Source organism: Xylophilus sp. ASV27, from assembly GCF_016428875.1.
Classification (GTDB): Bacteria; Pseudomonadota; Gammaproteobacteria; order Burkholderiales; family Burkholderiaceae_C; genus Xylophilus.
In genome coordinates this window covers 1-25,126 of sequence record NZ_JAELTO010000070.1, presented here as the reverse complement: position 1 = coordinate 25,126, position 25,126 = coordinate 1, and the positions used below count along the sequence as shown (strand labels likewise).

At 71.2% G+C, this 25,126-nt stretch carries 22 protein-coding genes; 5 read left to right on the top strand and 17 right to left on the bottom strand.

From position 1 onward, the window contains the following. Nucleotides 1-159: 159 nt before the first annotated feature. The 4 genes from JHD63_RS14960 to JHD63_RS14945 form a co-directional block, all read right to left on the bottom strand. Nucleotides 160-558: a RidA family protein gene (locus tag JHD63_RS14960; RefSeq protein WP_198971616.1), complete on the bottom strand. Its 399-nt coding sequence runs from the start codon at nucleotides 556-558 to the stop codon at nucleotides 160-162. Then, the gene (locus JHD63_RS14955; RefSeq protein ID WP_198971615.1) at nucleotides 548-1,684 is read right to left on the bottom strand and encodes a DSD1 family PLP-dependent enzyme; all 1,137 of its coding nucleotides are present in this window, start codon (nucleotides 1,682-1,684) and stop codon (nucleotides 548-550) included. Before JHD63_RS14955 ends, JHD63_RS14960 begins: the two co-directional genes overlap by 11 nt. Nucleotides 1,685-1,892: 208 nt before the next feature. Beyond that, nucleotides 1,893-2,888 (bottom strand): tripartite tricarboxylate transporter substrate-binding protein, encoded by a 996-nt coding sequence (locus JHD63_RS14950; RefSeq protein ID WP_198971614.1) that lies wholly within the window; start codon nucleotides 2,886-2,888, stop codon nucleotides 1,893-1,895. Nucleotides 2,889-2,897: 9 nt separating this feature from the next. Next, entirely contained in the window at nucleotides 2,898-3,572 is a 675-nt protein-coding gene (locus tag JHD63_RS14945) for an HAD family hydrolase (protein WP_198971613.1), read from the bottom strand. A gap of 72 nt (nucleotides 3,573-3,644) precedes the next feature. Here JHD63_RS14945 and JHD63_RS14940 point away from each other — a divergent pair, with 72 nt between their 5' ends. Together JHD63_RS14940 and JHD63_RS14935 are read left to right on the top strand one after the other, a co-directional pair. Continuing rightward, nucleotides 3,645-4,562, top strand: coding sequence for a LysR family transcriptional regulator (locus tag JHD63_RS14940; RefSeq protein WP_198971612.1), 918 nt, complete (start codon nucleotides 3,645-3,647; stop codon nucleotides 4,560-4,562). A 35-nt stretch (nucleotides 4,563-4,597) separates the two neighbouring features. Further along, complete coding sequence (locus JHD63_RS14935) at nucleotides 4,598-5,434, top strand: fumarylacetoacetate hydrolase family protein (RefSeq protein WP_198971611.1); 837 nt, start codon at nucleotides 4,598-4,600, stop codon at nucleotides 5,432-5,434. Between the two features lie 10 nt (nucleotides 5,435-5,444). On the opposite strand, the gene JHD63_RS14930 is transcribed toward JHD63_RS14935, so the two are convergent. Together JHD63_RS14930 and JHD63_RS14925 are read right to left on the bottom strand one after the other, a co-directional pair. After that, nucleotides 5,445-6,878 (bottom strand): MFS transporter, encoded by a 1,434-nt coding sequence (locus JHD63_RS14930; protein WP_233168203.1) that lies wholly within the window; start codon nucleotides 6,876-6,878, stop codon nucleotides 5,445-5,447. Nucleotides 6,879-7,101: 223 nt separating this feature from the next. Further along, nucleotides 7,102-7,770, bottom strand: a complete 669-nt coding sequence (locus JHD63_RS14925; protein WP_198971617.1) for a histidine phosphatase family protein — start codon at nucleotides 7,768-7,770, stop codon at nucleotides 7,102-7,104. A gap of 252 nt (nucleotides 7,771-8,022) precedes the next feature. On the opposite strand from JHD63_RS14925, the gene hppD reads away from it, so the two are divergent. Beyond that, entirely contained in the window at nucleotides 8,023-9,105 is a 1,083-nt protein-coding gene (gene hppD / locus JHD63_RS14920; protein ID WP_198971610.1) for a 4-hydroxyphenylpyruvate dioxygenase, read from the top strand. A 34-nt stretch (nucleotides 9,106-9,139) separates the two neighbouring features. On the opposite strand, the gene JHD63_RS14915 is transcribed toward hppD, so the two are convergent. From JHD63_RS14915 to JHD63_RS14895, 5 genes are read right to left on the bottom strand one after another with little or no spacing between them, the layout of a single operon-like run. After that, nucleotides 9,140-10,096, bottom strand: a complete 957-nt coding sequence (locus tag JHD63_RS14915) for a threonine dehydratase (protein WP_198971609.1) — start codon at nucleotides 10,094-10,096, stop codon at nucleotides 9,140-9,142. A 7-nt stretch (nucleotides 10,097-10,103) separates the two neighbouring features. Beyond that, nucleotides 10,104-10,961 (bottom strand): PhzF family phenazine biosynthesis protein, encoded by an 858-nt coding sequence (locus tag JHD63_RS14910; RefSeq protein ID WP_198971608.1) that lies wholly within the window; start codon nucleotides 10,959-10,961, stop codon nucleotides 10,104-10,106. Between the two features lie 5 nt (nucleotides 10,962-10,966). Beyond that, nucleotides 10,967-11,608, bottom strand: a complete 642-nt coding sequence (locus tag JHD63_RS14905) for a glutathione S-transferase (protein WP_198971607.1) — start codon at nucleotides 11,606-11,608, stop codon at nucleotides 10,967-10,969. A 23-nt stretch (nucleotides 11,609-11,631) separates the two neighbouring features. After that, nucleotides 11,632-12,834, bottom strand: a complete 1,203-nt coding sequence (locus JHD63_RS14900) for an aminotransferase-like domain-containing protein (protein ID WP_198971606.1) — start codon at nucleotides 12,832-12,834, stop codon at nucleotides 11,632-11,634. A gap of 42 nt (nucleotides 12,835-12,876) precedes the next feature. Further along, entirely contained in the window at nucleotides 12,877-13,839 is a 963-nt protein-coding gene (locus JHD63_RS14895; RefSeq protein WP_198971605.1) for a DMT family transporter, read from the bottom strand. A gap of 163 nt (nucleotides 13,840-14,002) precedes the next feature. Between JHD63_RS14895 and JHD63_RS14890 the strand changes: the two genes are divergently transcribed. Both JHD63_RS14890 and JHD63_RS24780 read left to right on the top strand, forming a co-directional pair. Then, nucleotides 14,003-15,454 carry an aminotransferase-like domain-containing protein gene (locus JHD63_RS14890; RefSeq protein WP_198971604.1) on the top strand — a complete coding sequence of 484 codons (1,452 nt, stop codon included), beginning with the start codon at nucleotides 14,003-14,005 and terminating at the stop codon, nucleotides 15,452-15,454. 196 nt (nucleotides 15,455-15,650) lie between these two features. Next, complete coding sequence (locus tag JHD63_RS24780; RefSeq protein ID WP_198971603.1) at nucleotides 15,651-17,336, top strand: methyl-accepting chemotaxis protein; 1,686 nt, start codon at nucleotides 15,651-15,653, stop codon at nucleotides 17,334-17,336. Between the two features lie 15 nt (nucleotides 17,337-17,351). Here the strand turns inward: JHD63_RS24780 and gshA are convergent, their stop codons facing one another. From gshA to flgJ, 6 genes are all read right to left on the bottom strand, one after another. After that, entirely contained in the window at nucleotides 17,352-18,908 is a 1,557-nt protein-coding gene (gshA, locus tag JHD63_RS14880) for a glutamate--cysteine ligase (RefSeq protein ID WP_198971602.1), read from the bottom strand. 168 nt (nucleotides 18,909-19,076) lie between these two features. After that, a complete protein-coding gene (locus JHD63_RS14875; RefSeq protein WP_198971601.1) occupies nucleotides 19,077-19,742 on the bottom strand; it encodes an alpha/beta hydrolase in 666 nt (221 codons plus the stop codon). 81 nt (nucleotides 19,743-19,823) lie between these two features. Then, complete coding sequence (locus JHD63_RS14870; protein ID WP_198971600.1) at nucleotides 19,824-21,083, bottom strand: HDOD domain-containing protein; 1,260 nt, start codon at nucleotides 21,081-21,083, stop codon at nucleotides 19,824-19,826. Between the two features lie 67 nt (nucleotides 21,084-21,150). Then, nucleotides 21,151-22,383, bottom strand: coding sequence for a flagellar hook-associated protein FlgL (gene flgL / locus JHD63_RS14865; protein WP_198971599.1), 1,233 nt, complete (start codon nucleotides 22,381-22,383; stop codon nucleotides 21,151-21,153). A 115-nt stretch (nucleotides 22,384-22,498) separates the two neighbouring features. Further along, nucleotides 22,499-24,427, bottom strand: a complete 1,929-nt coding sequence (flgK, locus tag JHD63_RS14860) for a flagellar hook-associated protein FlgK (protein ID WP_198971598.1) — start codon at nucleotides 24,425-24,427, stop codon at nucleotides 22,499-22,501. Beyond that, on the bottom strand, nucleotides 24,424-25,126 hold a 703-nt coding region (flgJ, locus tag JHD63_RS14855), incomplete at its 5' end, for a flagellar assembly peptidoglycan hydrolase FlgJ (protein WP_198971597.1). The genes flgK and flgJ, both read right to left, overlap by 4 nt.

Here is a 25,126-nt window from a genome sequence, read left to right as displayed (position 1 = left end):
GGCGACGCGTGCGGTGGCTTCGGGGGTCGGAGATGCTCTGCAGGTGGTGCAGTAGGTTCATCGGGGCTGCGCTAGAAGGGTTGTTTCAGCGCTTTAGTTTCGCTTGGATTTAGATGCGATTGCCCTGAGGTCCTGGGCTATTAGCTATCTATTTGATAGCTACGAAGCGAGCGCGGTTGCCTCGACCTCCACCTTCAGTCCGAAGTGCAGCGGCCCGGTCGGCACGATGGCGCGGGCCGGCCGCGCGTTGCCGGCCCATTGCGCGTACAGCGTGTTGAAGGCCGGCCAGTTCTCGATGTCGTCCAGGTAGACGCGCACCTGCACCAGTTGGCCGATGCTGCTGCCGGCGGCGCGCAGCACGGCGTCGACGTTGGCCAGCACCTGCAGCGCCTGCGCTTCGAAGGGCGCATCGAACAGCTTCTGGCCCTCGGGCGTGATCGGCAGCTGGCCGGACACGAAGACCAAGCCATGGGCCACCGTTCCGTGGCTGTAGTGGCCGCCCGGCGGGCGCAGGCCGGCCGGGGCGACGGATCGGATGGGGGAGGTCTCACCAGCCATGCAGGCGGCTCCAGGGTGTGGCGCTGCCGTCTGCGGCCAGCGCCTGGTAGTGCGGAAACTGCGCACCCGTGGCGCAGGCGTGGTTCGGCAGTATGCGCAAGCGCGTGCCCAGCGGGAAGCGCGTGGCGATGTCGGCATCCGGCGCTGCGCTGCGCGACACGATGCCGTGCTCCTGGTTGGCGCCGCTCAGCAGGTAGCCCGGCAGCGGGGTGCCGTCGGCGCTGCAGACCTGGCCGTAGCCGTAGTCCTGCTGCTGCTTCTGCGTGCCGCGGTCGCGGCTCATGGCCATCCAGCCGGCATCGACGATGGCCCAGCCCTTGTCGGCCTGGTGGCCGATCACGGTGGTGAGCACGCCCAGCGCGATGTCCTCGATGCCGCAGACGCCCACGTTGTGCATCACCAGGTCGAAGAACACGTAGACGCCGGCGCGCACCTCGGTCACGCCCTGCAGCTGCGTGGCCGACAGCGCCGTGGGCGTGGAGCCCACGCTGACCACGGGGCAGGGCAGGCCGGCCGCGCGCAGGCGCTCGGCCGCGTGCACGCAGCCGGCGCGCTCCTGCTCGGCCATGGCCTGCAGCGCGGCGGGCGTGCGCAGCTCGTAGCTGGAGCCGGCATGCGTCATCGCGCCGCCCAGGCGCATGCCGCCCGCGTGCAGCGCGCGGCCCACGTCCAGCAGCGCGGCCTCGTGCGGCTTGATGCCGGAGCGGTGGCCGTCGGTATCGACCTCGATCCAGACCTCGAACACCTCGCCCTCTGCGCGGCCGAACCCGGCAATCGCCTGGGCCGAGGCCACGCTGTCGGTGATGATCTTCAGGTCGCAGCCCTGGCGCCGCAGCGCCAGCGCCTGCGGCAGCCTGGCCGGCACCATGCCCACGGCATAGACGATGTCGGTGATGCCGTCGGCAAAGAACTGCGCCGCCTCCTTCAGCGTGGACACGGTGATGCCGCGCGCGCCGGCGGCGATCTGCGCCTGGACCACGGGCGTGCACTTGCTGGTCTTGGCATGCGGGCGAAAGCGCACGCCCAGCGCGTCCATGCGCTGCTGCATGCGCTGGATGTTGCGCTGCATGCGCGGCAGGTCGATCAGCGCGGCGGGGGTGTCGAGGGTCGAGAGTGAGTCGGGCATGGTGGAAGGATGGTGAGGGCCGCCAAGGGCGTTTCAGCGATGCATGGCGCCAGCCACCACCGGCCGCGCACAAATGAAAGAGGTGCAAGCGGCCGCGGAGCAGGCCATGCGCAGACATCCGCGGAGCCGGCGCCGCCCGTTCGCAGGATGTGCCCCCTCGCACGGGGAAGGCGAGGACGCGAGGCGCGCAGCCTCGGGGTGGTCCCGATCAATCAAGGTACTCGCCCTTGGACTTGAGCGCCGGCACATCGGTGCGCAGGCCGCGTTCGATGAGCGCCGCGACCGTGGCGGGCCGGCCGGCGCCGGGTTCGGGCAGCTCCACCCCCACGCCCTGCATCTGCTGGCGCAGGGCCGGGTCGGCCGTGGCGTCGGCCAGCGCGGACTCCAGGCGCGCCATGACCGGCGCGGGCGTGCCGCGCGGCGCGAAGACCGCGTTCCAGGCGCGCACGTCGAGCGGGTAGCCGGCCTCGGCGGCGGTGGCCACGCCGGGCAGTTGCGGCAGCCGCGCGGAGGACAGCACCGCCAGCGCCTTGATCTTGCTGCCGGCCAACTGCGGCAGCGCCGTGGTGGTCTGGTCGCACATGAAGTCGGTCTGGCCGCCCATCAGGTCGTTCATGGCGGGGGCCACGCCGCGGTAGGGCACGTGGGTCACGTTCTGCTTCACGGCAGACAGCAGCAGCACGCAGCCGTAGTGGGAGATGGAACCGACGCCGGCACTGCCATAGGACGCCTTGCCCCGGTTCGACGCGAGCCAGGCCAGGAACTCCGGCAGGTTGCGCGCCGGCAGATCGGCGCGCGCCAGCAGCAGCAGGGGCGCCGAGCCGGCCAGGCCCACGGGCAGGAAGTCGGCCACCGGGTCGTAGGGCAGCTTGCGGTAGAGCGCCACGTTGGCGACATGCGTGCCGATGGTACCGAAGCCCAGCGTGTAGCCATCGGGTGCGGCCTTGGCCACCTTGGCCAGCCCGATGGTGCCGCCGGCGCCCGCGACGTTCTCGACGATCACGCTCTGGCCCAGGCGCTTGCCCATCTGCTGCGCCACGCCGCGCGCCAGCGCGTCGCTCGGGCCGCCGGGCGGAAAGGGCACGACCAGCGTCACCGGATGCTGGGGAAAGGGCGCGGCCTGGGCCAGCGCGGCCGGGGCCTGCAGGCCCAGCACGGCGGCGAGAACGGGCAGGCAGCGCAGGAAATGGGTGGGGCGGAACATGGGGGCTCCTCAGCGCGTGCCGCGCGCGAAGGACTGCAGCCAGGGCAGGGCCGGCGCCAGCGTGGGCGCCTGCTGTTCCGGCGCGGGCGCGCCCTCGGGCAGCGCCAGTCCGACCCGGTTGTGCCAGAAGCTGCGCAGGCCGGTGGCCGAGGTGCCGAACATGTCGTAGCCCGAACCCGCCACAAAGGCCGCATCGCCGGCCCGCACCCCGAGCCGGTCGAGCGCCAGGCGGTAAGGGCGCGGGTCGGGCTTGTAGAAGCCGGCTTCCTCCGAGGTCACGACCACGTCCCAGTCGATGCCCAGCAGCGCGGCGGCGCGGTGGCCGAGCCGGCGCGAGCAGTTGGTGACCACCGCCAGGCGGCAATGCGGGCGCAGCGCCGCCAGCAGCCCGCGCGCGCCGTCCCAGGCGGGCAGATCGTCCCAATGCGCCTCCAGCGCGGCGGGCGCGGAGCGCGGCAGCCCGACCTTGTCCGCGGCCTGCTGCACCAGTTGCTCGTAGGCCACGTAGGCGCCGCAGCCGTAGGTCAGGCGCAGGTATTCGGCGCGCCAGGCGCGGCCGGCTGCTTCCGAGCCGGCGGCGGCATTCCAGACCGTCCAGGAATCCAGCAGGGCGGTCAGCAGGTCGAACAGCACGGCCTGCGGGTAGGCGTGGGCGGCGGTGGAGGCGGCGGTGGGCTTTTGCATGAGGGGCGACTGTAGGCGTAGAGCCCCCTTCTGTGCTTCAATGCCGCGACATCAATCGTTAAGCCCGGCTGAATGATCTCCATCGAGGACCTGCAACTCGCCGCCGCCCTGGCGCAGGCGCCGTCGCTCAGCGCCGCGGCGCGCGCGCTCAACGTCACGCCGCCGGCGCTGTCCATGCGCCTGCGCAAGCTAGAGGCCGCGCTGGGCCTGGCGCTGGCCACGCGCAGCGCGCGCCGCCTGAGCCTCACGCCCGAGGGCGAGCGCTTCGCGGCCGAGGCCGCGGCCCTGCTGGCGCGGATCGAGGCGCTGCCCGAGTCCTTCCAGCACGAGGACCGCCGCCTCAGCGGCACGCTGCGCATCGCCGCGCCCTTCGGCTACGGGCGCGACCGCCTGGCGCCGTTGCTGGCGCGCTTCGCCCGGCTGCACCCGCGCCTGCGGCTGCAGCTGGACCTGCGCGAAACCCCCTGGCCCGATCGGCATGACGCGGACGCGGTGCTGCACATCGGCACCGTGCGCGACTCGTCCTGGGTGGCGCGCGTGCTGGCGGCCAATGAGCGCTGGCTGTGCGCGAGCCCGGCCTACCTGCGCGCGCACGGCACGCCGCAGGCCCCGCGCGAGCTGCTGTCGCACGCCTGCATCTGCATCCGCGAGAATGAGGAGGACGTGACGCTCTGGCACTTCCGGCGCCTGGCGGGCGGGGCCGCCGCGCGGCCCGGCGCGCGCGAGTCGCTGCGCATCGCGCCGGCGCTGCTCACCAACGACGGCAGCGTGGCGCGCCACTGGGCCGAGCAGGGCCTGGGCCTGGTGCTGCGCTCCGAATGGGACGCGGCCGAGGCCGTGGCCCGCGGCACGCTGGTGCGGGTGCTGGCCGACTGGCAGTTCGACAGCGCGCCGGTCACGCTGCTGGTGCCCACGCGCAAGGGGCGCAGCGCGCGGGTGCAGGCGCTGTTGCAGTTCCTGGAGCAGAGCGCTGGCGCGGGCGCGAAATGAATAATGACACGCCCTGGATCAGAGAGAGCCACAGCATGAAATTCGTACGGTATGGCCCGGTGGGCCAGGAGAAACCCGGCCTGCTCGCACCCGATGGAACCCTGCGCACACTGGTGGGCCAGGTGCATGACATCGACGCCGGGTCCATCGCCTCGGGGCGGCTGGCGCCACTGGCTGCCCGCTGGCAGGACCTCGACACGGTGGAGGCCGGCGGGCGCCTGGGGGCGCCACTGGCCGGTGTGGGCAAGTTCATCGGCATTGGCCTGAACTATGCAGACCACGCGGCGGAGGCCGGGCTGCCGGTGCCGCAGCGGCCCATCGTGTTCTTCAAGTCGCCCACCTGCATCAACGGGCCGGATGACGATGTGCTGCTGCCTGCGGGCAGCGAGGCGCTCGACTGGGAAGTGGAGCTGGGTGTCGTGATCGGTCGCGAGGCGAGCAGGGTCAGTGTCGCGCAAGCGCGGTCGCACGTGTTTGGCTATCTGGTGGTCAACGACGTGTCCGAGCGCGACTGGCAGATGCACCACGGTGGCAGCCAATGGAGCAAGGGCAAGAGCCACGATACCTTCGGCCCGCTGGGGCCCTGGCTGGTCTCCGCCGACGCCGTTGCGGACCCGTCCAGCCTCGACATGCGTCTGAGCGTGAACGGCCAGGTCATGCAGCGCGGCAACACGCGCACCATGATCTTCAATGTCGACCAGATCGTGTCGGATCTGTCGCAGTACATGCGACTGCTGCCGGGCGATGTGATCGCCACGGGCACGCCGCCAGGGGTGGGCATGGGCATGAAGCCGCCGCGTTACCTGCGGCGCGGCGACGTGATGGAGCTGTCCATCGAGGGCCTGGGGTGCCAGCGGCAGCGCGTTGTCTGAATTCCCTGGCTCAGCGCGGCTCGGCCGGCATCCGCGCCGGCTGCGCCTGAGGCCCGCCGTGCCGCAGGCGCAGCGCGCTGAACACGCCGGCCGTCGCGGCGAACGCGGCCGCCAGGGCCAGCGCGATCACCGGCCCGCGCGCGTCGTGCGCGCCGGTGGCGCTGAACACCACGGCCAGCAGCACCGCGCCCAGCGTCTGGCCGGTCAGGCGCGCCGTGCCCAGCATGCCGCTGGCGCCGCCCGAGCGGTGCGGCGGCGCGCTGGTGACGATGGTGTGGTTGTTGGGCGACTGGAACAGCCCGAAGCCGACGCCGCACAGCGCCATGCGCCAGACGATGTCCAGGTTCGAGGGCTGTGCCGGCAGCGTGGCCAGCAGCGCCAGCCCGCAGGCCAGCAGCCCCAGGCCGATGCCGCCCAGCAGCCCGTCCGGCACGCGGCCGATCAGGCGGCCGGCCACCGGCGCCGTCGCCACGATGGCCAGCGGCCAGGCGGTGATCAGCAGGCCGGCCTCCAGGTGCGAGCGGCCGAAGTGGTCCAGCAGCAGGAAGGGCAGGGCGATGTAGGCCAGCATCTGCGCGCCGAAGGCGCCGATCGAGGTGCACATCGACAGCCTGAACACCGGTATGCGCAGCAGGTCCAGCGGGAACAGCGGCAGCGGCTGGGCCAGTTGCCGGCGCACATAGACCACGCCCACCAGCACGCCCGCGCCCAGCATCAGCGCGCCGCCGGCCAGGGCCTGCGGCCCCTGGCCGGCGCGCGTGCCCAGCGCGTCGGCGCCGAGGAACACCAGCCCGAACATCAGCGCGTTCAATGCCACGTCCAGCCAGGACAGGCGTGCGCCGGCCGGCCGCGCCGCGGCGTTGGGCGGCAGCGACTTCCAGCCCATCGCCAGCACCAGCAGGCCCAGCGGCACGTTCAGCGCGAACAGCCAGGGCCAGGAGGCTACCGACAGGATGCCCGCGGCCACCGACGGCCCGGCCACCGAGGCGGTCGCCACCACCATGGAATTGATCGCCACGCCGCGGCCCAGCATCCGGCGCGGGTAGATCAGCCGCAGCAGCGCCGCGTTGACCGCCATGATCCCGGCCGAGCCCATGCCCTGCACCGTGCGCGCCAGCACCAGCTGGCCGAGCGAGGCCGACAGCACGCAGCCGAAGGACGCCGCCGTGAACAGCAGCAGCCCGCCCAGGTAGACGCGCCGGTAGCCCACCAGATCGCCCAGCGTGGCCAGCGGCAGCAGCAGCGCCAGCGTGGCCACCTGGTAGGCATTGACCACCCAGATCGACTCCGAGGGCGTGGCCCGCAGGTCCTGCGCGATGCCGGGCAGCGCCAGATTGAGGATGGTGCCGTCCAGCACCGCCAGCGTGATGCCCAGGATGATGACCGCCATGGCGCGCCAGCGCGCGGGCGTGGGCAGGCCGTCGGGAGGGGAAATGGCGGGCATGACGGGCGGTGGCGGCGGCCCCTGCGGGCGGCCTGGCGCAAAGCCGCTCATTGTGGCAGTTTTCGCGAAATCCTGCCGACGGCATGCATGAGGGCTGCCATCGTCGATCAGACTGGGTTCTTATGGAAAAAATGGCTGCAGCCCAGGTGTTTCCTGGGCTTGTAGCTACTGTTTTGATAGTGGGTGGCCGGCACTGCCAGCGGTGTGCGGGGCCTGCCGCCGTTCATGCATAGGTCTGCCACTGCCGGAACTCGCCCGCATCCAGGTGCGGCAGCGTGTTGAAGGTGAGAAGCATGTGCCGCTTGGGCGTGAAGGCGAACTCGGTCACCGCGCTGTTGCGGATGCGCAGGTTGAGTTCGATGGTGGTTTCCGGCGGCGTGCGCAGCACCTGCGCGATCACCGTGGCGATCGGGCCGCCGCTGGACACCATCAGCACGTTGCCGCTGCACCGGGCGCGCACGTGGTCAAGCGCGGCCACGATGCCGGCGACGAAGTCCGGGTACGCGGGCATGCCCGCCGGCTGCGCGCGGCCGGCCATCCACTGCGCCAGGGCCTCGCGCAGCAGGCGGAAATGGTAGCGGTAGTCCTCGGGCGTGAGGGCTGGCGGCAGCGGCTCGGGATGCACCGTGGCCAGCAGCGCATCGCTGTCGTACTCGTTCAGGCCGGGCAGCTCCAGCGGCGCCGGCTGCCATTGCAGGCCCTGGGCGATGCCCTGCAGCGTCTCGCGGTGGCGGCGCAGCGTGCCGCTGATGGCGGTGTCGAAGGCCAGGCCCTGCCCGCGCCAGTACGCCCCCAGCCGCTGCGCCTGCCGGTGGCCGAGCGGGCTGAGCCGGTCGTAATCGTCGCTGCCGAAGGAGGCCTGCGCGTGGCGCACCAGGTAGAGGGTTCCCATGCGCCGATTCTGGAAGGCGCCCTCGCGCCGGCCGGTCGCGTGGGCGACGGTCTGTTGCACGCGCGGGCGCCGGGTGGATGGATCGCTGCGCTGCCGGTCCGCAACCAGTGAAAAGCATGCGGGCGATCATCGCGGGCCGAAGGAATCGTGTGCATCCAACCCGAAACAGCCGGAAGTTTGCAGGCAAATTGCGGTGCCGCGCTCCTACAGTGTCTGCTGACGTTTTTCAACCTCACTGATGGAGACAGACACATGGCCGACCTTTTCGACAATCCGATGGGCCTGATGGGATTCGAGTTCGTCGAATTCGCCTCGCCGAGCGCCAACGTGCTGGAGCCCATCTTCGAGCGGCTCGGCTTCACCGAGGTGGCGCGCCACCGCTCCAAGGACGTGTCGCTGTACCGTCAGGGCGGCATCAACTTCATCGTCAACCGCGAGCCGCACAGCCCCGCGGCCTATTTCGCGGCCGAGCACGGCCCCTCGGCCTGCGGCCTGGCCTTCCGGGTGCGCGACTCGCACAAGGCCTACCAGCGCGCGCTGGAACTCGGCGCGCAGCCGGTGGAGCTGAACACCGGCCCCATGGAACTGCGCCTGCCCGCGATCAAGGGCATCGGCGGCGCGCCGCTCTACCTGATCGACCGCTTCGAGGAAGGCAAGTCGATCTACGACATCGACTTCGAGTTCCTGCCCGGCGTCGAGCGCAATCCGCGCGGCCACGGCTTCACCGTGGTCGACCACCTCACGCACAACGTCTACCGCGGCCGCATGGCCTACTGGGCCGGCTTCTACGAGAAGTTCTTCAACTTCCGCGAGATCCGCTACTTCGACATCCAGGGCGAATACACCGGCCTGACCTCCAAGGCCATGACCGCGCCCGACGGCCAGATCCGCATCCCGCTCAACGAGGAGTCGCGCAAGGGCGGCGGGCAGATCGAGGAATTCCTCATGCAGTTCAACGGCGAGGGCATCCAGCACATCGCCCTGCTCACCGACGACCTGCTCGGCGCGGTGGACCGGCTGGGCCTGGCTGGCGTGTCGCTGGCATCGGCGCCGAACGAGGTCTACTACGCGCAGATCGAAAAGCGCCTGCCCGGCCACGGCGAGAACGTGTCCGAGCTGCAGGCGCGCGGCATCCTGCTCGACGGCAGCACCGCCGGCGGCACGCCGCGCCTGCTGCTGCAGATCTTCTCCACGCCCATGCTGGGCCCGGTCTTCTTCGAGTTCATCCAGCGCAAGGGCGACTACCGCGAGGGCTTTGGCGAAGGCAACTTCAAGGCGCTGTTCGAGTCGCTCGAGCGCGACCAGATCGAACGCGGCGTGCTGCAGCCCGCATAGCGGCGGCGCACCCTGGGCCCGCGCGTGAGGTGGGTCAGGAGTTGGTGAGCACCCGGGCGAACCGGTCCGTGTCCACGTTGCCGCCGCTCATGGCGACCCCCACGCACTGGCCCTGCAGTTGCGCGCGCTCCTGCATGGCCGCGGCGAAGGCGGCGGCGCCGGCGCCTTCGGCCACGTTGTGGGTATCGGCGAACAGCGCGCGCATGGCCTGCGCCACCTCGTCGTCGCTGACCTGCACCACGTGGTCCAGGTGCGGCCGCAGCAGCGCGAGCGCGTCGGGGTCGGCCACGCGGCAGGCCATGCCATCGGCCAGCACGGTGGTGACCGGCGATTCGACCACGCGGCCGGCGGCAAGCGAGTCGGCATAGGTGGTGGCATGGGCGCTGACCACGCCGACGATGCGCGCTTTGTGCCCCAGCGCCTGCCGCGCCAGCACGGCCGAGCAGGCGCCCGAACCCTGCCCGATCGGCACGTAGACGCGGTCGAGTTGCGGCACCGCGCGCAGCAACTCCCACCAGTAGGTGCTGACGCCGCGCAGCAGATCGACGTGGAAGCTCGGCACCATGTGGGCGCCGCGCTCGGCGGCCAGGCCGGCGGCGTGCTCGCGCGCCTCCTGGAAGTCCGCGCCGTGCTCGATCAGCGCCACGCCCAGCGCGCGCATGGCGGCGTTCTTCTCGGCCGAGTTGCCGTGCGGAACCACGATGGTGCAGGCCACGCCATGGGCGCGCGCGGCCCAGCCGATGCTCTGGCCGTGGTTGCCGCGCGTGGCGCTGACGACCTCGCGCGGCAGCGCGCCGCGCCGCGCCAGCTGGTCGAAATAGGTCAGCCCGCCGCGGATCTTGAAGGCGCCGACCGGTGTGTGGTTCTCGTGCTTGATCCAGCAGTCCGCCCCCAGCCGCTGGCTGGACAGCGCCCAGCGGTACTGCGGCGTGGGCGCGAACGCGCGGTAGACGACCTGGGCGGCGTCTTCGATGTCTTGCAGGTGGAGCATGCGACGCTCAGAGCAGGGCTCTGCCGGTGATGCAGGTGACGACGTCGCCGCCGACCCAGGTCGTGCCCTCGGCGTCCTGCTCGATGAAGATGCGGCCGGCGCGGCCCAGGCATTCGCCCTGCGAGGCGACGTAGCGGGACGGCGCCATGCCCGCGCCGATCAGCCACTGCGCCAGCGCGGCGTTGAGGCTGCCGGTGACCGGGTCCTCGGCCACGCCGACGGGCGCGGCGAAGGCGCGCACCAGCAGCGCGGGCGCGTCGGGACCGGCCCCGGCCTTGGCGGCATCCAGGTGCACCACGCCCACCTTGAGGCCCAGCTCGCGCAGCCGGGAGTGGTCCGGCGTCAGCGCCAGCACGGTCTGCGGGTCGTCCACCAGCAGGGCCAGCCAGAGCGGGCCGTTGTCCAGCAACTGCGCGGCGCGGATCTCCTGGGGCTTCAGGCCGAGAGCGCGCGCCACCTGCGCCAACTGGGCCGGCGCCGGGTCGCTGCGGCGCAGCGGCGGCGCGGCGAAGGCCAGGCGCTGGGCGCCGCGGCGGATGCGCACCAGGCCCACCGCGCTTTCCTGCACCACCTCGCCGGCCCGGCGCGGCTGCCCGCCGGAAGACAGCCAGACGTGGCAACTGCCCAGCGTGGGGTGGCCGGCGAAGGGCAGTTCGCCCGCCGGCGTGAAGATGCGCACGCGGTAGTCGGCCTCGGCCCGCGTGGGCGGCAGCAGGAAGGTGGTTTCCGAGAGATTGGTCCAGGCGGCGAAGCGCTGCATCGCGGCGTCGTCCAGCCCGCTGCCGTCGGGCACCACGGCGAGCGGGTTGCCCCGGTAGGGCGTGGCGGAGAAGACGTCGATTTGCTCGAAGGGGCGGGATTTCATCAGGTTCATTCAAGGGAAAGGTCGAGCACGCCCCGCGCGGCGGGGCGGGCGAGCAGCGCCGCGTACCAGCGCTCCAGGTGCGGCCAGGCCGGCCGCTGGTACTCGCTGGCGGGCAGGCCGAACCAGCGATGGGCTTCGCAGCCGAGCGGGATGTCGGCCATGGTGAAGCGCTCGCCGCCGACGTGCGCGCGCGTGGCCAGGTGCGCGTCGAGCAGGGCGAACAGCGGCTCGGTGGCGCACACCGAGGCCTGGATCAGCGCCGGCTGGCGCTGCGCCGGCGGCGTGCGCACCCACTGGATGAAGGCGTCGCGGCTGGCGCGGTTGAGCGTGGTCTGCTGCCAGTCCATCCAGCGCTCGGCATCGAAGCGCGCGGGCAGCTCGCTCGGGTAGAGGTCGCCGAGCGAATGGCGGGCGCAGAGGTAGCGCACGATCACGTTCGACTCCCACAGCGTCACGCGCTCGGCGCCCTCGCCGTCGTCGATGGTGGGCACCACGGCATTCGGATTGAGCGCCAGGTATTCGGGCGTCTGCACCACGCCGAACTTGCCGCCGGCCTCGGTGCGCTGGAAGTCCAGGCCCAGCTCCTGCGCGCACCACACCACCTTGCGCACGTTGATCGAGCTCATGCGGCCCCAGATGTTCAACATGGTCAGAATTCCTCCGGAGTCGTTCAGGCCGCCGCGGCCGCGAGCTGCGGCTCGCCCAGCCGCGCGAGTTCCGCGCGCAGCGTCTGCGCCAGCGCGGCGATGGCGGTGTCGATCTCCTCCACGCTGGCGGTCACGAAGGACAGGCGCAGCGTGCGCGGATCGCCCTCGCCCGCGTAGAACGGCGCGCCGGGCACGAAGGCGACGTCGCGCTCGACGGCCTTGGGCAGCAGCGCCACGGTGTCGATGCCCTCGGGCATGCGCGCCCACAGGAACATGCCGCCCTGGGGCACGCTGAACCGCACGTCCAGCCCGGCCATCTCGCGCCGCAGCGCGGCCACCATGGCGTCGCGCTGGCGCTTGTACAGCGCGCGGATGGTGGGCACGTGGCGCTCCAGGAAGCCGTCCTTCATCACCGCCGACACCATGCGCTGCGTGAAGATCGGCGTGTGCAGGTCCACCGCCTGCTTGGCCTGCAGCAGCTTGGGGTAGAGGGCCTTGGGCGCGACCAGGAAGCCCAGGCGCAGGCCCGGCGCCAGCACCTTCGAGAACGAGCCCAGGTAGATGCAGCCTTCCGGGTTGCGCGCGCTCAGCGGCAGCGGCGGCGCTTCGTCGAACCAGAGTTCGCCGTAGGGGTTGTCCTCGACGATCGGCAGGTGGGCCGCGGCGGCGGCGGCCGAGACGGCGGCGCGGCGCTCCTCGGTCATGGTGCGGCCGGTGGGGTTCTGGAAGTTGGGCAGCAGGTAGGCGAAGCGCGCGTCACGGGCCTTGGCCATGAGGTCTTCGACGATCACGCCCTCTTCGTCGCTCGCCACGCCCACCGGGTTCGGCTCCATGGGGCCGAAGGCCTGCAGCGCGCCGAGGTAGGTCGGCGTCTCCACCAGCACCTTGCTGCCCGGGTCGATCAGCACCTTGGCCACCAGATCCAGGCCCTGCTGCGAACCGGTGGTGATCAGCACCTGCGAGGCGTCCACGTCCCAGGGCAGCATGTCGGCCACGGCCTGGCGCAGCGGCGCGTAGCCTTCGCTGGCGGCGTACTGCAGCGCGGCCTGGCCGTCGTGGTGCAGCACTTCGGCGCAGGCGTCGGCAAAGGCCTGGATCGGGAAGGTCCTGGGCGAGGGCAGCCCGCCGGCCAGGCTGATGATGCCGGGGCGCTCGGTGATCTTGAGGATTTCACGCAGCACCGAAGGGTTCATCTTGGCGGCGCGGGCGGCGAGTTTCCAGTTCATGGGACTTTCTTTCAGGCAGGTGAGGTGTGAGAGGTGAGGTGGTCAGCCCCGCCGCGGCCGGACGGTACCGACCTGCGCGGCGATGCGCGGCGCGACGGCGGCCTGCGGCTGCGACAGCTTCTTGCCGATGAGCACCGTGGCCACCACGGCGAGGGCAAAGCCCAGCGTCACCAGGTCGAGTGCTTCGCCCAACAGCGGGATGGAGGCGAGTATGGCCAGAAAGGGCTGCAGCAGTTGCGTCTGGCTCACGCGCAGGGCGCCGCCCATGGCCAGGCCCCGGTACCAGGCGAAGAAGCCGATCCACATCGAGAACAGGCCGACATAGGTGAAGCCGACCCAGGCCGAGGCGGCAACCGGCTGCCGCGGCCACAGCGCCAGCGTGGCCGGCAGGGTGACCGGCAGCGCCATCACGCAGACCCAGCAGATCACGCGCTCCGCACCCAGCGCGGGCGTGACCTGGGCGCCGTAGATGTAGCCGAAGGACGCCGCAATGACCGCGCCCAGCAGCAGCAGATCGGCCCATTCCACGCCGAAGCCGTGGCCGCCCTGGCCGGCGCGCAGCACCGAGAACAGCACCACCAGCAGGCTGCCCGCCATGGCGCAGAGCCAGAAGCCCAGCCGCGCGCGCTGGTGCAGCACCCAGGCCGCGACGGCGGCCGTGGCCAGCGGCAGCAGCGCCGTCACCACCGCCGCATGGCTGGCCGTGACCACGCGCAGCGCATAGCCCAGCAGCAGCGGGTAGCCGACGACGTTGCCCAGCACCGCCATGCCCAGCGGCTTCCATTGCTGCGGCGCCGGCCGCGGCGAGCGCGTGGCCAGCAGGAAGATCGCCGACAGCACGCCCGCCAGCGCCGCCCGCCCGAGCGTGACGAACCAGGGCGACAGCTGCGGCGCGGCCTGCGTGCCGGTGGCCAGCCGCGTCATCGGCAGCGTGACCGCGAACATGGCCACCCCGAGCACGCCGAGCCACATGCCCAGCGTTTCGTCCTGGATGCCCGGCTTCATGCGCGGGCCCTCCACCGGGCCGTCAGGGTGCTGGGGGTCGGGGTGGATTGTTGCCAGTTCATGCCCGGTACTTTAAAGTCTTGACCATCACAGAACCGGTACAGATGGGCGCACAATGAATGAATCTGTATTGTCTGAAGTGTCGGCACAGGCTATCCCGGGCATGCTCACCCGTACCCCCACGCAAACCCTGACCGAGCAGCTCGCCGGCCGCCTGGCCGAGCGCGTGCGCGCCGGGCTGCTGGTGCCGGGCGCGCGCCTGCCCTCGGTGCGCGAATGCGCGCGCCAGCAGGGCGTGAGCCCGCACACCGTGGTGGCGGCCTATGACCTGCTGCTGGCCCAGGGGCTGGTGGAGGCGCGGCGCCAGCGCGGCTTCTTCGTCCGCGATTCTTTGCCAAACAGGCCCCAAGCCCAGGATTCACCTGGGCATGATGCTATCAAAAAAGGAGTGAGAGCGCGTCTGGCGCCGCCCGGCCCGCTGCAGAACGCGCCGCTGCAGGCCACGGCGCTGATCCGCGGCATGTTCCATTCGCCCTCGGGCCGCGCGCAGCCCGGCTCCGGGGTGATGCCGCCCGACTGGCTGGAGCTGCCGGCGCTGCAGGCGGCCGTGCGCAAGGTCACCGCCAGCGCGTCCTGGGCGCGCAGCGCGCTGCAGTACGGCGAGCCGCAGGGCGACGGCGGCCTGCGCGCGGTGCTGTCGCAGCGCCTGGCGCAGATCGGCATCGAGGCCGGCCCGGCGCAGATCATGACCAGCGTCGGCGCCACGCATGCGCTGGACATCGTCAGCCGCACCCTGCTCAAGCCCGGCGACCCGGTGATGGTGGAGGAGCCCGGCTGGTCGGTCGAATTCGCCCGGCTCGCCGCGCTGGGCATGCGCGTGCTGCCGGTGCCGCGCAGCGCCGCCGGGCCCGACCTGGAGGTGATGGCGCGCTACTGCAGCACGCAGGCGCCGCGCCTGTTCATCAGCGTGAGCGTGTTCCACAACCCGACCAGCTACTGCCTCACGCCCGGCAGCGCGCACCGGCTGCTGGAGCTGGCGCAGAAGCACGACTTCCACATCGTCGAGGACGACACCTACTGCCACATCGCGCCGGAGCACGCCACGCGCGTCACCGCGCTCGACGGCCTGCGCCGCACCGTCTATGTGGGCGGCTTCGCCAAGATCCTCGCGCCCAACTGGCGCGTGGGTTTCCTGGCGGCGCCGCCGGACCTGTTCGAGCGCCTGCTCGACACCAAGCTGCTGTCGACCCTCACCACGCCCTCGCTGCTGGAGAAGGCCATGGCGATCTGCATCGAGCAGGGCCAGCTGCGCCGCCACGCCGAGCGCGTGCGCGCGCGGCTGGAGCAGGCGCGCAGCCGCAGCGTCAAGCTGGCACTGGCCGCGGGCTGCCGCTTCGTGGCCGAGCCCATGGGCGTGTTCGGCTGGGTCGACACCGGGGTGGACACCGACCTGCTGGCCCAGCGCATGCTGGACGACGGCTGGCTGCTGGCGCCGGGCGCGCTGTTCAACGCCACGCGCCAGCCCAGCACGCTGATGCGCATCAATTTCGCGAACACGCAGGACACGATCTTCTGGCAGGCCTTCGAGCGCATGCGCGACTCGATGCGGGGCTGAGCGACGGGACTGGCTCAAGATCACCCTCAAAGGAATGAAAACGAACCTTTCTGATCGGCTTCAGGGAAAACGATAAACAATTTCGAACAGAAAAGAACAATGATGCGCGGCAATCCGAGGCGAAGACCTCCCGCCCTTCGGGCCCCGTCCCGGGGCGCGGTCGGCAAGGCAGCCTGTTTTTCGGAAGGAAACCGCGTTGAACTCCCTGTCCAGATTCCGTGTCGGTGCCCGCCTGGGGGTGGCTTTCGCCGCCCTCGTGCTGATCGTCCTGCTGTTCTCCGTTCTGGGGGCCCGCCTGCTCAGCGACATCGACCAGAGAACCGCCTTCATCCTGTCCGACGGCTATGCCAAGGTCCAGTACGCCCAGGCCGCGCACGGCGGCGTCAGCGAGGAGGCGCGCATGCTGACCAACGCGCTGATCGAGATCGGCGACAAGGAGATGAACGCCGCCCTGTCCCAGTCCGCCGAGGCCGGCCAGCGCGCCGATGGCGCCATGAAGATGCTGCGCGGCCTGAGCCTGTCCGACGACGGCCAGGCGGCGTATGACGCCGCCGCCCGCGCGCGCGGCCAGTACGCAGAAGGGTTGCAGAAGGTCATCAAGCTGGTGCAGGACAACAACACCACCTCGGCGCGCCAGACCGTGCTGGACGACGTGGCGCCGCCGCTCAGGGCCTACCTGGCCGCGCTGGACCGGCTGGTCGACGTCCAGTCGAAAAGCATGACCCAGGCCGGAGCCGAAGCGGCGGCCACGGCCCGCAGGGCCGTGCTGCTGTTCCTGTCGCTGGGCGCGCTGGCCGCCGTGATCGCCTTGCTCGGCGCCGTGCTCATCACCCGCTCCATCACGCGGCCGATAGGCCAGGCGCTGACCCTCACCGAGGCGGTGGCCAACGGCGACCTCAGCGCCAGCGTGGAGATCCGGGGCCGCGACGAAATGGCCCAGTTGGCCCGCTCCCTGCACGCTATGAACGCCGGCCTGGCCGACATCGTCCAGCAGGTGCGCCACAGCAGCGACAGCATCGCCACCGGTTCGCGCGAAATCGCCCTAGGCAACCACGACCTCAGCCAGCGCACCGAGCAGCAGGCCAGCAACCTGCAGCAGACGGCCTCGTCCATGGGCGAACTCACCACCACCGTGCGCAACACCTCGGAAACCGCGCAGCAGGCCAGCCGGCTGGCCTCCAACGCCTCCACGGCCGCCGAGAACGGCGGCGTCGTGGTGAACCGGGTGATCCGGGTGATGGAAGAGATCGTGGCGGCCTCGCGCAAGATCGCGGACATCATCGGCGTGATCGACGGCATCGCCTTCCAGACCAACATCCTGGCGCTCAACGCTGCCGTCGAGGCCGCGCGCGCCGGCGAGCAGGGCCGCGGCTTCGCCGTGGTGGCCGGCGAAGTGCGCTCGCTGGCGCACCGCTCGGCCACCGCCGCCAAGGAGATCAAGCAGTTGATCGGCGCCAGCGTCGAGAAGGTCGAGGGCGGCACCGTGCTGGTCAACCAGGCCGGCCACAGCATGGAAGACATCCTGCACCAGGTGCGCCAGGTGCATGCCCTGATGCAGCAGATCTCCAGCGCTTCGAGCGAGCAGGCGCACGGCATCGAGCAGGTCGGCCACGCCATCGTGCAGCTCGACCAGGTGACCCAGCAGAACGCCGCGCTGGTGGAGCAGAGCACGGCCGCCGCCGACAGCCTCAGGCAGCAGGCCGGCCACCTGGCCGAGGTGGTGGCGCGCTTTCGCCTGCCGGATGGGATGGAGCACGCAGAGGCCGCGCGCTTCGTGTCCGCGCCTCCGCCCTCCAGGCAGCACAGCCTGCAGCCTGGCGAAGCCGGTTCCGCGGGAGTCCTGGCGCAGCCTGCCCTGCGGCGCGCCCTGTCCGTCACCTGAGCGGCGGCGGACAGCTCAGGCGCGCAGCCTGCTGCGCGGCGTCAGGCGCAGGGGCGAGACGTACTGTTCGCGGAACTGCTCGAAGGGCATGGTGTCGGCGGCCTCGATGCGCTGCTGGGCCTCGACCGATTCCTGCGCCATGCGCTCCAGGGCGGCCTGGCGCGCCGGCGCCAGCGGCGTGGCCAGCAGCGCCTCGCGCGTGGCCTGCGAGCGCGCGCGCACGAAGTCGACGAAGGCGTTGCCATGCTGCTGCGCCATGCTGGCCAGCACCCGGGCCGAGGGCAGGGTATGCGGGGCGGCGATGGCGTCCTGCGCCGCGCGCAGCGCCCGGGCATGCAGGTGGCCGCCGTGCAGGTCGTCGAGCCGCGCGGCAATCGGCGCGCATTCGTCCAGGATCTGCGCGGCCCAGTCGAGCAGCGCCACGTCGCGCCCCTGGCGCCGCAGCAGCAGGCCGGGCCGGCGGCCGCTGGCGGCGGTGAGGTGCTGGTTGTGGGCGACTTCGGCGATTTCCGCCGGCGTGTCGGGCGGGCTGTCGGCCAGCAGGCAGTGCAGCAGGAACACGTCGAGCAGGCGCATGGTCTGCGCGCTGATGCCCAGCGGCTCGAACGGGTCGAGGTCCATCAGGCGCACCTCGACGTACTCCACGCCGCGCTCGCGCAGCGCGTGCAGCGGCCGCTCGCCCTGGTGGATGGTGCGCTTGGGGCGGATGGTGCCGTAGAACTCGTTCTCGATCTGCAGCAGGGTGGTGGCGAGCTGGTTGTACTCGCCGCCCAGGTTGCGCACGCCTATGGCTTCGTAGGCCGGGTAGGGCCGGGTCAGCGCATCCTGCAGCGAGGCGCCATAGCCCTCCAGGCTGTTGTAGCTGACCGAGAGCGAGGCCTGGGCTTCGCTCTGGTAGCCCAGGCGCCCCATGCGCAGCGAGGTGCCGTGGGGCATGTGCATGGTGTAGCCGCCGATGCGCTCGAGCGTGTGCGGGCGGCCTTCGACGAAGCTCTCGCACACCGCGGGCGAGGCGCCGAACAGCACCAGCGGCAGGAAGGCGTGGCGGCGGAAGTTGCGGATCAGCGCGAAGTAGTCCTCGCTCGACACGCCCGGCAGCGACCAGTTGTAGTGGATGCCCGAGATGGTCTGCATGCGGCGCCCGTAGCGGTGGCCCAGGCCCATGCGGTAGACGCTCTTGGCGCGGCCGATGTTGGAGGTGCCGTAGCGCCCGAGCGGAATGGTTTCGTCCGAGGGCAGGCCGCAGGGCATGCTGGAGACCCACAGCAGCTCGTCGTCCACGTTGGCGCATTCGCGCTGCAGCGTCTGGTAGACGAACTGGTGCACCTCGCGCAGTTCGGCCAGGCAACCGTCCACGTCCGCATGCACGCCGGTGATGAGTTCGAGCTGCGACTCGCTGAAGTCGGTGGTGATGTGCGGATGGGTGAGCGCCGAGCCCAGCGCCGCCGGGTGCGGCGTCAGCGCCAGCTTGCCGTCGGCGCGCGCGCGCAGGCTTTCCTTCTCCATCCCCCGCCGCATGCCGCGCAGGCGCTCGGCCGTCAGTGTCTCCAGCCGCTGTTCTATTTCACCCATATGCTGTTTGCCAGTAATGTTCCGTTCGTGTTGGGCCGCACGGTAACACCGGCGCTGCGTTCGCGCCAAGCCGTGGCGCATGGCCCGGGCGCCGGGGGGATTTTTGCTATGTTTAGCATAGCTGGAAGCCCAGAACCTACCTGGGCTTCAGCCACTTTCCGCCTGAAACTAGGCCCAGACGCGCAGCAGGAAGCGCTGGAGGTCGGCGATCTCGGCCGGGCACACCGAATGCTCCATCGGGTACTCGTGCCACTCGACGGCATGGCCCAGCGCCGTGAGCGCATCGCGCGAGGCGGCGGCGCGCGCCAGCGGCACCACGCCGTCCTGCCGGCCGTGGGCCAGGAAGATCGGCGTGGCCTGGTTGGCCGGGTGCTGCTCGGCCGCCGTGCTCGCGGCCAGCGGCAGGTAGCCCGAGAGGCCGACGATGCCGGCCAGCGTCTCGGCATGGCGCAGGCCGCTCAGCAGGGCCATGGCGCAGCCCTGCGAGAAGCCGGCCAGCACGATGCGCCGGGCCGCGATGCCGCGCGCCTTCTCGTGCGCCAGCAGCGCCTCCACCGTGGCCCGCGAGCGGCGCAGGCCGGGCTCGTCCTCGCGCAGGGCGAGGTCGGTGCCGGGGAGGATGTCGTACCAGGCCGGCATGGCGTAGCCGCCGTTGATGCTCACCGGCTGCACCGGCGCATGCGGGAACACGAAGCGCACCGGCCCCACCTGGGCCAGCTGCAGTTGCTCGGCGATGGGCACGAAGTCGTCCCCGCTGGCGCCCAGGCCGTGCAGGATCAGGATGCTGGCGCGCGGCTGCGGGCCGGTTTCGATTTCGATGGGGGCAGGTGTCATGGTGGAGGAGCGGAGGGAACGGACCGAGCCCCAGCATATCGCCAGTCCTCGATGGCGCCGTGCGCAGCCCGCGGGCAGGCCTCACTCGGCGTGCAGGCCGCCCACCATGCGCAGCAGGGCGCGATTGACGTGCACGCGGCCCATGTCGTGCTCGCGGCACACGCGGGCGATGGCCTCGGTATCGGAGGATTCGAGCGCCACCGTGGTCTCCAGCGCGGCGGCATAGGGGCCTGAATGCAGCACGATGGCGTCGTAGAGGCGGTCCGACAGCGGCAGGCGGGTGAGGATGCTGCCCAGCGGCAGGTCCAGCAGCAGGTCGAGCTGCGAGAACAGTCCGCACAGCACCACCTCGCGGCGCAGCGCCTCTTCAATGCCGGCGTCGAGCAGACGCTCCATCAGGCGCGAGCGCATCACCATGCCGGCCTTGACCGGGCGCAGCATGGTGGCGTGGCTGGCGCGCGGCAACTGCTGCGCCAGCCACTGCGCCAGCGTGACCGTACCCAGCATCATCAGCGCGTGGCGGATCGACTGCACGCCGCTGCGCAGGCCGACGCCGGGCGAATTGGCATAGACCAGGAAGCGGTAGGCCAGCAGCGGGTCGTCGCACAGCGTGCGCTCCACCACGTCGGCCGGGCGTTCGGCCTCCAGCGCCTGCAGCGTGGCCAGCACCACGCGGTGGTCGGGCTCCAGCGGGCCGCGGCGCAGGCTGTGGACGGCATCCTCCGCCGGCCAGCCGACCAGCGCGTAGGCGCGACAGCGCTGGAAGCAGTAGTCCACCAGCACGTGGCTGGCGATGCCTTCGAAGATCTGCCCGACCGGCAGCGGCGGCGCCGCCGGCGCGCGGTCGGGCGCCACCCGGTCCTGGCGCAGCGCCTCATGCAGGGCGAGGGCGGCGAGCGCCGGCGAGACGCTGATCCAGCGGTGCCCGAAGCAGCCGGCCAGCCCGGGGTCGGGCGGCTTCTCGGCCTCGCCCTGCCAGACCAGCGGCAGGCCGCGCCTCTGGGCGCGGCGCAGCGCCTCGGCCACCGGCGCATGCGCCAGCGCGGCGGCGGGCACGACCAGGGTCGGCGTGAAGAAGGCCTGGGTGGAGAAGGTGTGCTCCACGCCGGGCGGCTGCGCGTGCTCCAGCAGGTCCGCCAGCAAGCGCGGCTCCTGGGCCACCAGGAAGATCGGCGGGGCGTCGCCGGGCAGCAGCGTCTGCAGCACTTCCAGCAGGTGCTTGGCGTCCACCGCGCCGTCGGACTGCGGCCGCGCGAACAGCGCCACGCCGCGCAGCGAACGGCTCGGACCCCACAGGACTTGGTAGCCGAGTGTGATGCTGTCCAGGACGGTGTCGGTCATGCAATGCGCGCAACGCGGAGGGTGACGGGTTCGCCATCGTAGCGCCGCACCCCGCCGGGGGCCACGATCAGCTGATGTAGTTGAACAGCGAGAGCTTCTGGATCTGGGCGTAGGACGCCAGCGCCGCGGAATAGGCCGTCTGCTGGCTCTGGAACTCCGAGATGCGCTTGACTTGGCTGTTGAGGTCCGAGCCCTCGGCGAGCGAGAGGTCCGCCGTGACCTGGTCCGACCGTTCGTCCTGCGTGTCGCCGATGCGTTCGGCGCGGTTGAGCAGTTCGCCCGCGTAGGAGCGGCTCGCGCTGACCCGGGCCATGCCGCTGTCGAGCTGCAGCAGCGACTGGCTGACGGTCTGGCTGATCGCGCCGACGTTGGCGCCGGCCTTGCCGATCTCGCTGATCGCCTGGTCCATGACCGAGAAGATGCTGGTCTTCTTGCTCGGCCCGATGTCCATGCTGTCGCCATTGGCCGGCTTGCCCGAGACGGTGAAGGACATGCCGTCGAAGCTGATCGGCTGGCCGCTGGTATAGGGCTGCCCGGCGATGGGCGGGTTGCTGTTGGGCACGCTGTAGGTGGTGTTGCCGGCAGCGTCGACCGCGAACGTGACGCTGTAGCTGTTGCCGGTCAGGGCTGTCGGGTCGGTCACCGTGCCGCCGCTGGCCCAGGCCGTGCCGGTGTTGGTGACCTTGCCCGTCGCGTCCTTCGGCAGCCCGATGGTGAAGACGCCGTTGCCGGTGGGCACGTCCATGAAGGCCGCGTAGCCGTCGATGGTGGTCGAGATCGCGTTGCCGTTGCTGGCGTTCTGCCCGCGCACGCCGTTGTAGGTGACGCCGCTGGCGCCGCCGTCGACGAAGGGCGTGGCCGTGCTGCCCAGGCCACCGAACAGCGACATGCCGTTGCTGTCCGTCTGGTTGGCCAGCGCCAGAACCTGGTCGCGCAGCGAGCTGAGCTGCTGCACCAGGTCGGCGCGCGCGGCCGCGTCGTAGCTGCCGTTGCCGGCGCTCACCACCAGGTCGCGGAAAGCCTGCACCGCGTCCGTGACCTTGCCCAGCGTGCTTTCCGAGCTCTTGATGGTGGCGGTCTGCGCCGCCAGCGCCTTCTGCTCGGTGCCGATGCGCGACAGGCGGGTGGTGGCACGCTCGGCCGCCGCCGCGGCGGTCGGGTCGTCGCTGCCGCGCTGCACGCCTTTCTGGGCGCTGATCTGCCCTTGCAGGTCGATGATCGCGCTCTGGCGCGACTGCAGGTTGCGAAGGCCGTTGTCGAAGGCGTTGGCGGTGCCGATGCGGCCGAAGGTATTGCTCATGCTGCGTCTCTCCGTATCAGGGGGTCAGTGCGCCGGGCCTCCAGCCCCAGGACTCCGAAGGCCGCGGAGCAGGCCATGCGAAGGCGCGGAGCGCGAAGCCTGGGAGTGCGCCATGTCATCTCATGTTCTGGATCAGCGTATCGAAGATGCCCTGCGCGACCTGGATCATCTTGGCCGAGGCCTGGTAGGCCTGCTGGTACATCAGCAGCTTGCCGGCTTCCTCGTCCAGGCTGACGCCGGCGACCGAGGCCTTGTCGCCGGCCAGGCCGGAGGCGATGGAGCTCGACACCTGCGCGGCGTACTTGGAGTTCTGCACGTTCAGGCCGACGTTGGCGATGATGCCGGCGTAGCCGTCGGACAGCGTCGCACCGTCGAAGGCGGCGGCGTCGGCCAGGCCCGCCAGGGCGCCGGCGTTGCCCCCGCTGGTGCCGCGGAAGGCGGCGGTGGCCGGGCCCAGGGTCAGCGTATCGCCGGCCCCGGGCGTGCCCTTGAGCGTGACGCGGCGGCCTTCGATCGTGATCGGTTCGCCCGGTGTGTAGTTCGCCGTGACGGTGGCGCCGCTGCTGTCGGTGTAGCTGTAGGTGTCCTGCGTTGCCGGCGGCACGGCCTTGGCGAAGGTCAACGTCAGCGGCGTGGTCGGCAGCACCAGGCCGGGCACGGCCGACACCGAGGCCACCGCCAGCGTGCCGGTGTTGGCGCTGCCGGGCACGGCCTGGATCGGGCTGGCCACGGCCAACTGGCGCGGGTTGGAGATGGTGGTCTTGATGTCGCCGGCGGCGCTCTCGAACGGCTTGACGGTGAGCGTGCTGCTGGGCGCCGGTTGCGGCGTGCCGGCCGTCAGTTTCAGGCCGTCCATGCTGGTGTCGCCGCCGGCGAAGGTCAGGACCCCGCCGGCGCCGACGGTGAAGCTCTCCTTGCTGCCGTCCGAGCTGCGCACCAGCGTGCCGGCCGAGCCGGTGCTGTCGAAATACAGTTGGTAGCCGGTCGCCCTGAGCGCCGAGGGATCGGTCAGGCCCACGCCGAGCGCCGACGTCTTGAGGCCGCTCGTGTCGTACACGTTGTTGATCGAGGGCGCGCTGAACAGGGCGGTGCCGGAGTTGCCGTCCAGGTCCTGGCCGACCTGGTGCTGCGCGTTGAGCAGCGCGCTGGCCGTGACGGCCATGCGGCCGAGCTGGTTGCGGGCGTCCACCAGGTCGGTGTTGGCGAACTTCAGCAGGCCGGCCATGCTGCCGCCGCCGATGGTGTTCTCGTCCAGCGTGGTGGTGGCGCCGTTGCGCACGATCGCCAGCTTGGTGCCCGTCGGGTCGTCGGTCTTGAGCGACAGCTGCGTCACCGTGTTGCCCAGCACCAGCGGCTGGCTGCCGACGAAGACGTTGGTGCTGCCGTCGTCGTCCGTCACCTGGGTGGTCTGCACGTAGCCGTTGAGGTCGTCGATCAACTGGTCGCGCTGGTCGAGCAGGTCGTTGGGCGAGTGGCCGTTGCTCTTGGCGCGGGCGATCTGCTCGTTCACGCTGGCGATCTGCGAGCTCAGGCGGTTGACCGCCGCGACCGAAGTGTTGAGCTCCTGCCGCACTCCGCCGGCCAGATCATCGAGCCGCGACGAGGCGGTGCGCATGCGGTTGGCGAGTTCGTCGGCGTTGGACAGCGCCACCGTGCGCGCGCTCAGGTTCGTGGGTGTGCTGGCGACGGTGGCGAAGGAGTTGAGCAGGCTGGTCAGCGCCGCGCCCATGCCGGTGGTGCCGGCGGGGAACAGGTCTTCCAACTGGTACAGGCGGGTGGCGCGCGTGGTGTCGGCGGCGGCCACGGAATTGGCTGCGGTGCTCTGGCGCGTCAGCAAATCGTCGCTCTGGCGCATGACGGTGACCACCTGCACGCCCCTGCCGATGTAGCCGCTGCCCAGGTTCTGGCCTGGCGCCTGGCCCAGCACCACGCTCTGCCGGGAATAGCCGGGGGTCTTGACGTTGGCGATGTTGTTGCCGGTGGTCGAAAGCGCGGCCTGGTTGGCCAGCAACGCGCCCACGCCGACGTTGAGCAGGTTACTCATGCTGTGTTTCCATTGGCCGGGGGCATCACGCCCTGAGCCTGCTGCGCGCGCTGCAACTGCATCGTGCTGTGTATGGCCCGGCTCAGTTTGGCGGCGTAGGCCGGGTCGGTGGCGTAGCCCGCGCGCTTGAGTTCGGTGGCATAGGCCATGGCCGAGTCGGTTTTCTGGCGGGCGGCCGCATAGCGCGGGCTCTCGTTGATCAGGCGGGCGTAGTCGCGGAACGATTCCTCGTAGCTGTCGTAGGCGCGGAACCGGGCCGTGATCTTGCGCGGCTGCCCACCCACGTACTCGGTGGTCGTGACCTCGGCCACCTTGCCGGTCCAGCCGGCGCCCGCCTTGATGCCGAACAGGTTGTAGGAGTTGCTGCCGTCCTTCATGCGGATCTCGCTGCGGCCCCAGCCGGTCTCGTGGCCGGCCTGGCCCATCATGAAGGCGGCCGGGATGCCGCTGTCCTGCGCCACCCGTGCCGCGGTATCGCTGTGCGCCTGCACGAAGCCAGCCTGGGTCTGCGTCGTACGCACGCGCGCCGCGGGGGCGGGCGCGGCCGGGCCAGTGGCCGCCGTGCCGGTGCTGCCGTAGCGGCCCAGCGACAGGGTGGAGGGGACGCTGAATTCCATCTTCGCGGCCTCGCCCTCGCCCTCGGCGCCAGTGGTCTGGCGCGAGAGCTGGCGCGCGATCAGCTCCGACAGCCCGCCGGGC

What these genes read in the sequence shown, in the direction of transcription:
- JHD63_RS14895 (WP_198971605.1), bottom strand. Translation starts at nt 13,839, where the DNA reads ATGAAGCCGGGCATCCAGGACGAAACGCTGGGCATGTGGCTCGGCGTG.
- JHD63_RS14875 (WP_198971601.1), bottom strand. Translation starts at nt 19,742, where the DNA reads ATGACACCTGCCCCCATCGAAATCGAAACCGGCCCGCAGCCGCGCGCC.
- JHD63_RS14960 (WP_198971616.1), bottom strand. Translation starts at nt 558, where the DNA reads ATGGCTGGTGAGACCTCCCCCATCCGATCCGTCGCCCCGGCCGGCCTG.
- JHD63_RS14930 (WP_233168203.1), bottom strand. Translation starts at nt 6,878, where the DNA reads ATGCCCGCCATTTCCCCTCCCGACGGCCTGCCCACGCCCGCGCGCTGG.
- JHD63_RS14925 (WP_198971617.1), bottom strand. Translation starts at nt 7,770, where the DNA reads ATGGGAACCCTCTACCTGGTGCGCCACGCGCAGGCCTCCTTCGGCAGC.
- JHD63_RS14890 (WP_198971604.1), top strand. Translation starts at nt 14,003, where the DNA reads ATGCTCACCCGTACCCCCACGCAAACCCTGACCGAGCAGCTCGCCGGC.
- hppD (WP_198971610.1), top strand. Translation starts at nt 8,023, where the DNA reads ATGGCCGACCTTTTCGACAATCCGATGGGCCTGATGGGATTCGAGTTC.
- JHD63_RS14915 (WP_198971609.1), bottom strand. Translation starts at nt 10,096, where the DNA reads ATGCTCCACCTGCAAGACATCGAAGACGCCGCCCAGGTCGTCTACCGC.
- JHD63_RS14935 (WP_198971611.1), top strand. Translation starts at nt 4,598, where the DNA reads ATGAAATTCGTACGGTATGGCCCGGTGGGCCAGGAGAAACCCGGCCTG.
- JHD63_RS14955 (WP_198971615.1), bottom strand. Translation starts at nt 1,684, where the DNA reads ATGCCCGACTCACTCTCGACCCTCGACACCCCCGCCGCGCTGATCGAC.
- gshA (WP_198971602.1), bottom strand. Translation starts at nt 18,908, where the DNA reads ATGGGTGAAATAGAACAGCGGCTGGAGACACTGACGGCCGAGCGCCTG.
- JHD63_RS14900 (WP_198971606.1), bottom strand. Translation starts at nt 12,834, where the DNA reads ATGAACTGGAAACTCGCCGCCCGCGCCGCCAAGATGAACCCTTCGGTG.
- JHD63_RS14945 (WP_198971613.1), bottom strand. Translation starts at nt 3,572, where the DNA reads ATGCAAAAGCCCACCGCCGCCTCCACCGCCGCCCACGCCTACCCGCAG.
- JHD63_RS14940 (WP_198971612.1), top strand. Translation starts at nt 3,645, where the DNA reads ATGATCTCCATCGAGGACCTGCAACTCGCCGCCGCCCTGGCGCAGGCG.
- flgK (WP_198971598.1), bottom strand. Translation starts at nt 24,427, where the DNA reads ATGAGTAACCTGCTCAACGTCGGCGTGGGCGCGTTGCTGGCCAACCAG.
- flgL (WP_198971599.1), bottom strand. Translation starts at nt 22,383, where the DNA reads ATGAGCAATACCTTCGGCCGCATCGGCACCGCCAACGCCTTCGACAAC.
- JHD63_RS14950 (WP_198971614.1), bottom strand. Translation starts at nt 2,888, where the DNA reads ATGTTCCGCCCCACCCATTTCCTGCGCTGCCTGCCCGTTCTCGCCGCC.
- JHD63_RS14910 (WP_198971608.1), bottom strand. Translation starts at nt 10,961, where the DNA reads ATGAAATCCCGCCCCTTCGAGCAAATCGACGTCTTCTCCGCCACGCCC.
- JHD63_RS14905 (WP_198971607.1), bottom strand. Translation starts at nt 11,608, where the DNA reads ATGTTGAACATCTGGGGCCGCATGAGCTCGATCAACGTGCGCAAGGTG.
- JHD63_RS14870 (WP_198971600.1), bottom strand. Translation starts at nt 21,083, where the DNA reads ATGACCGACACCGTCCTGGACAGCATCACACTCGGCTACCAAGTCCTG.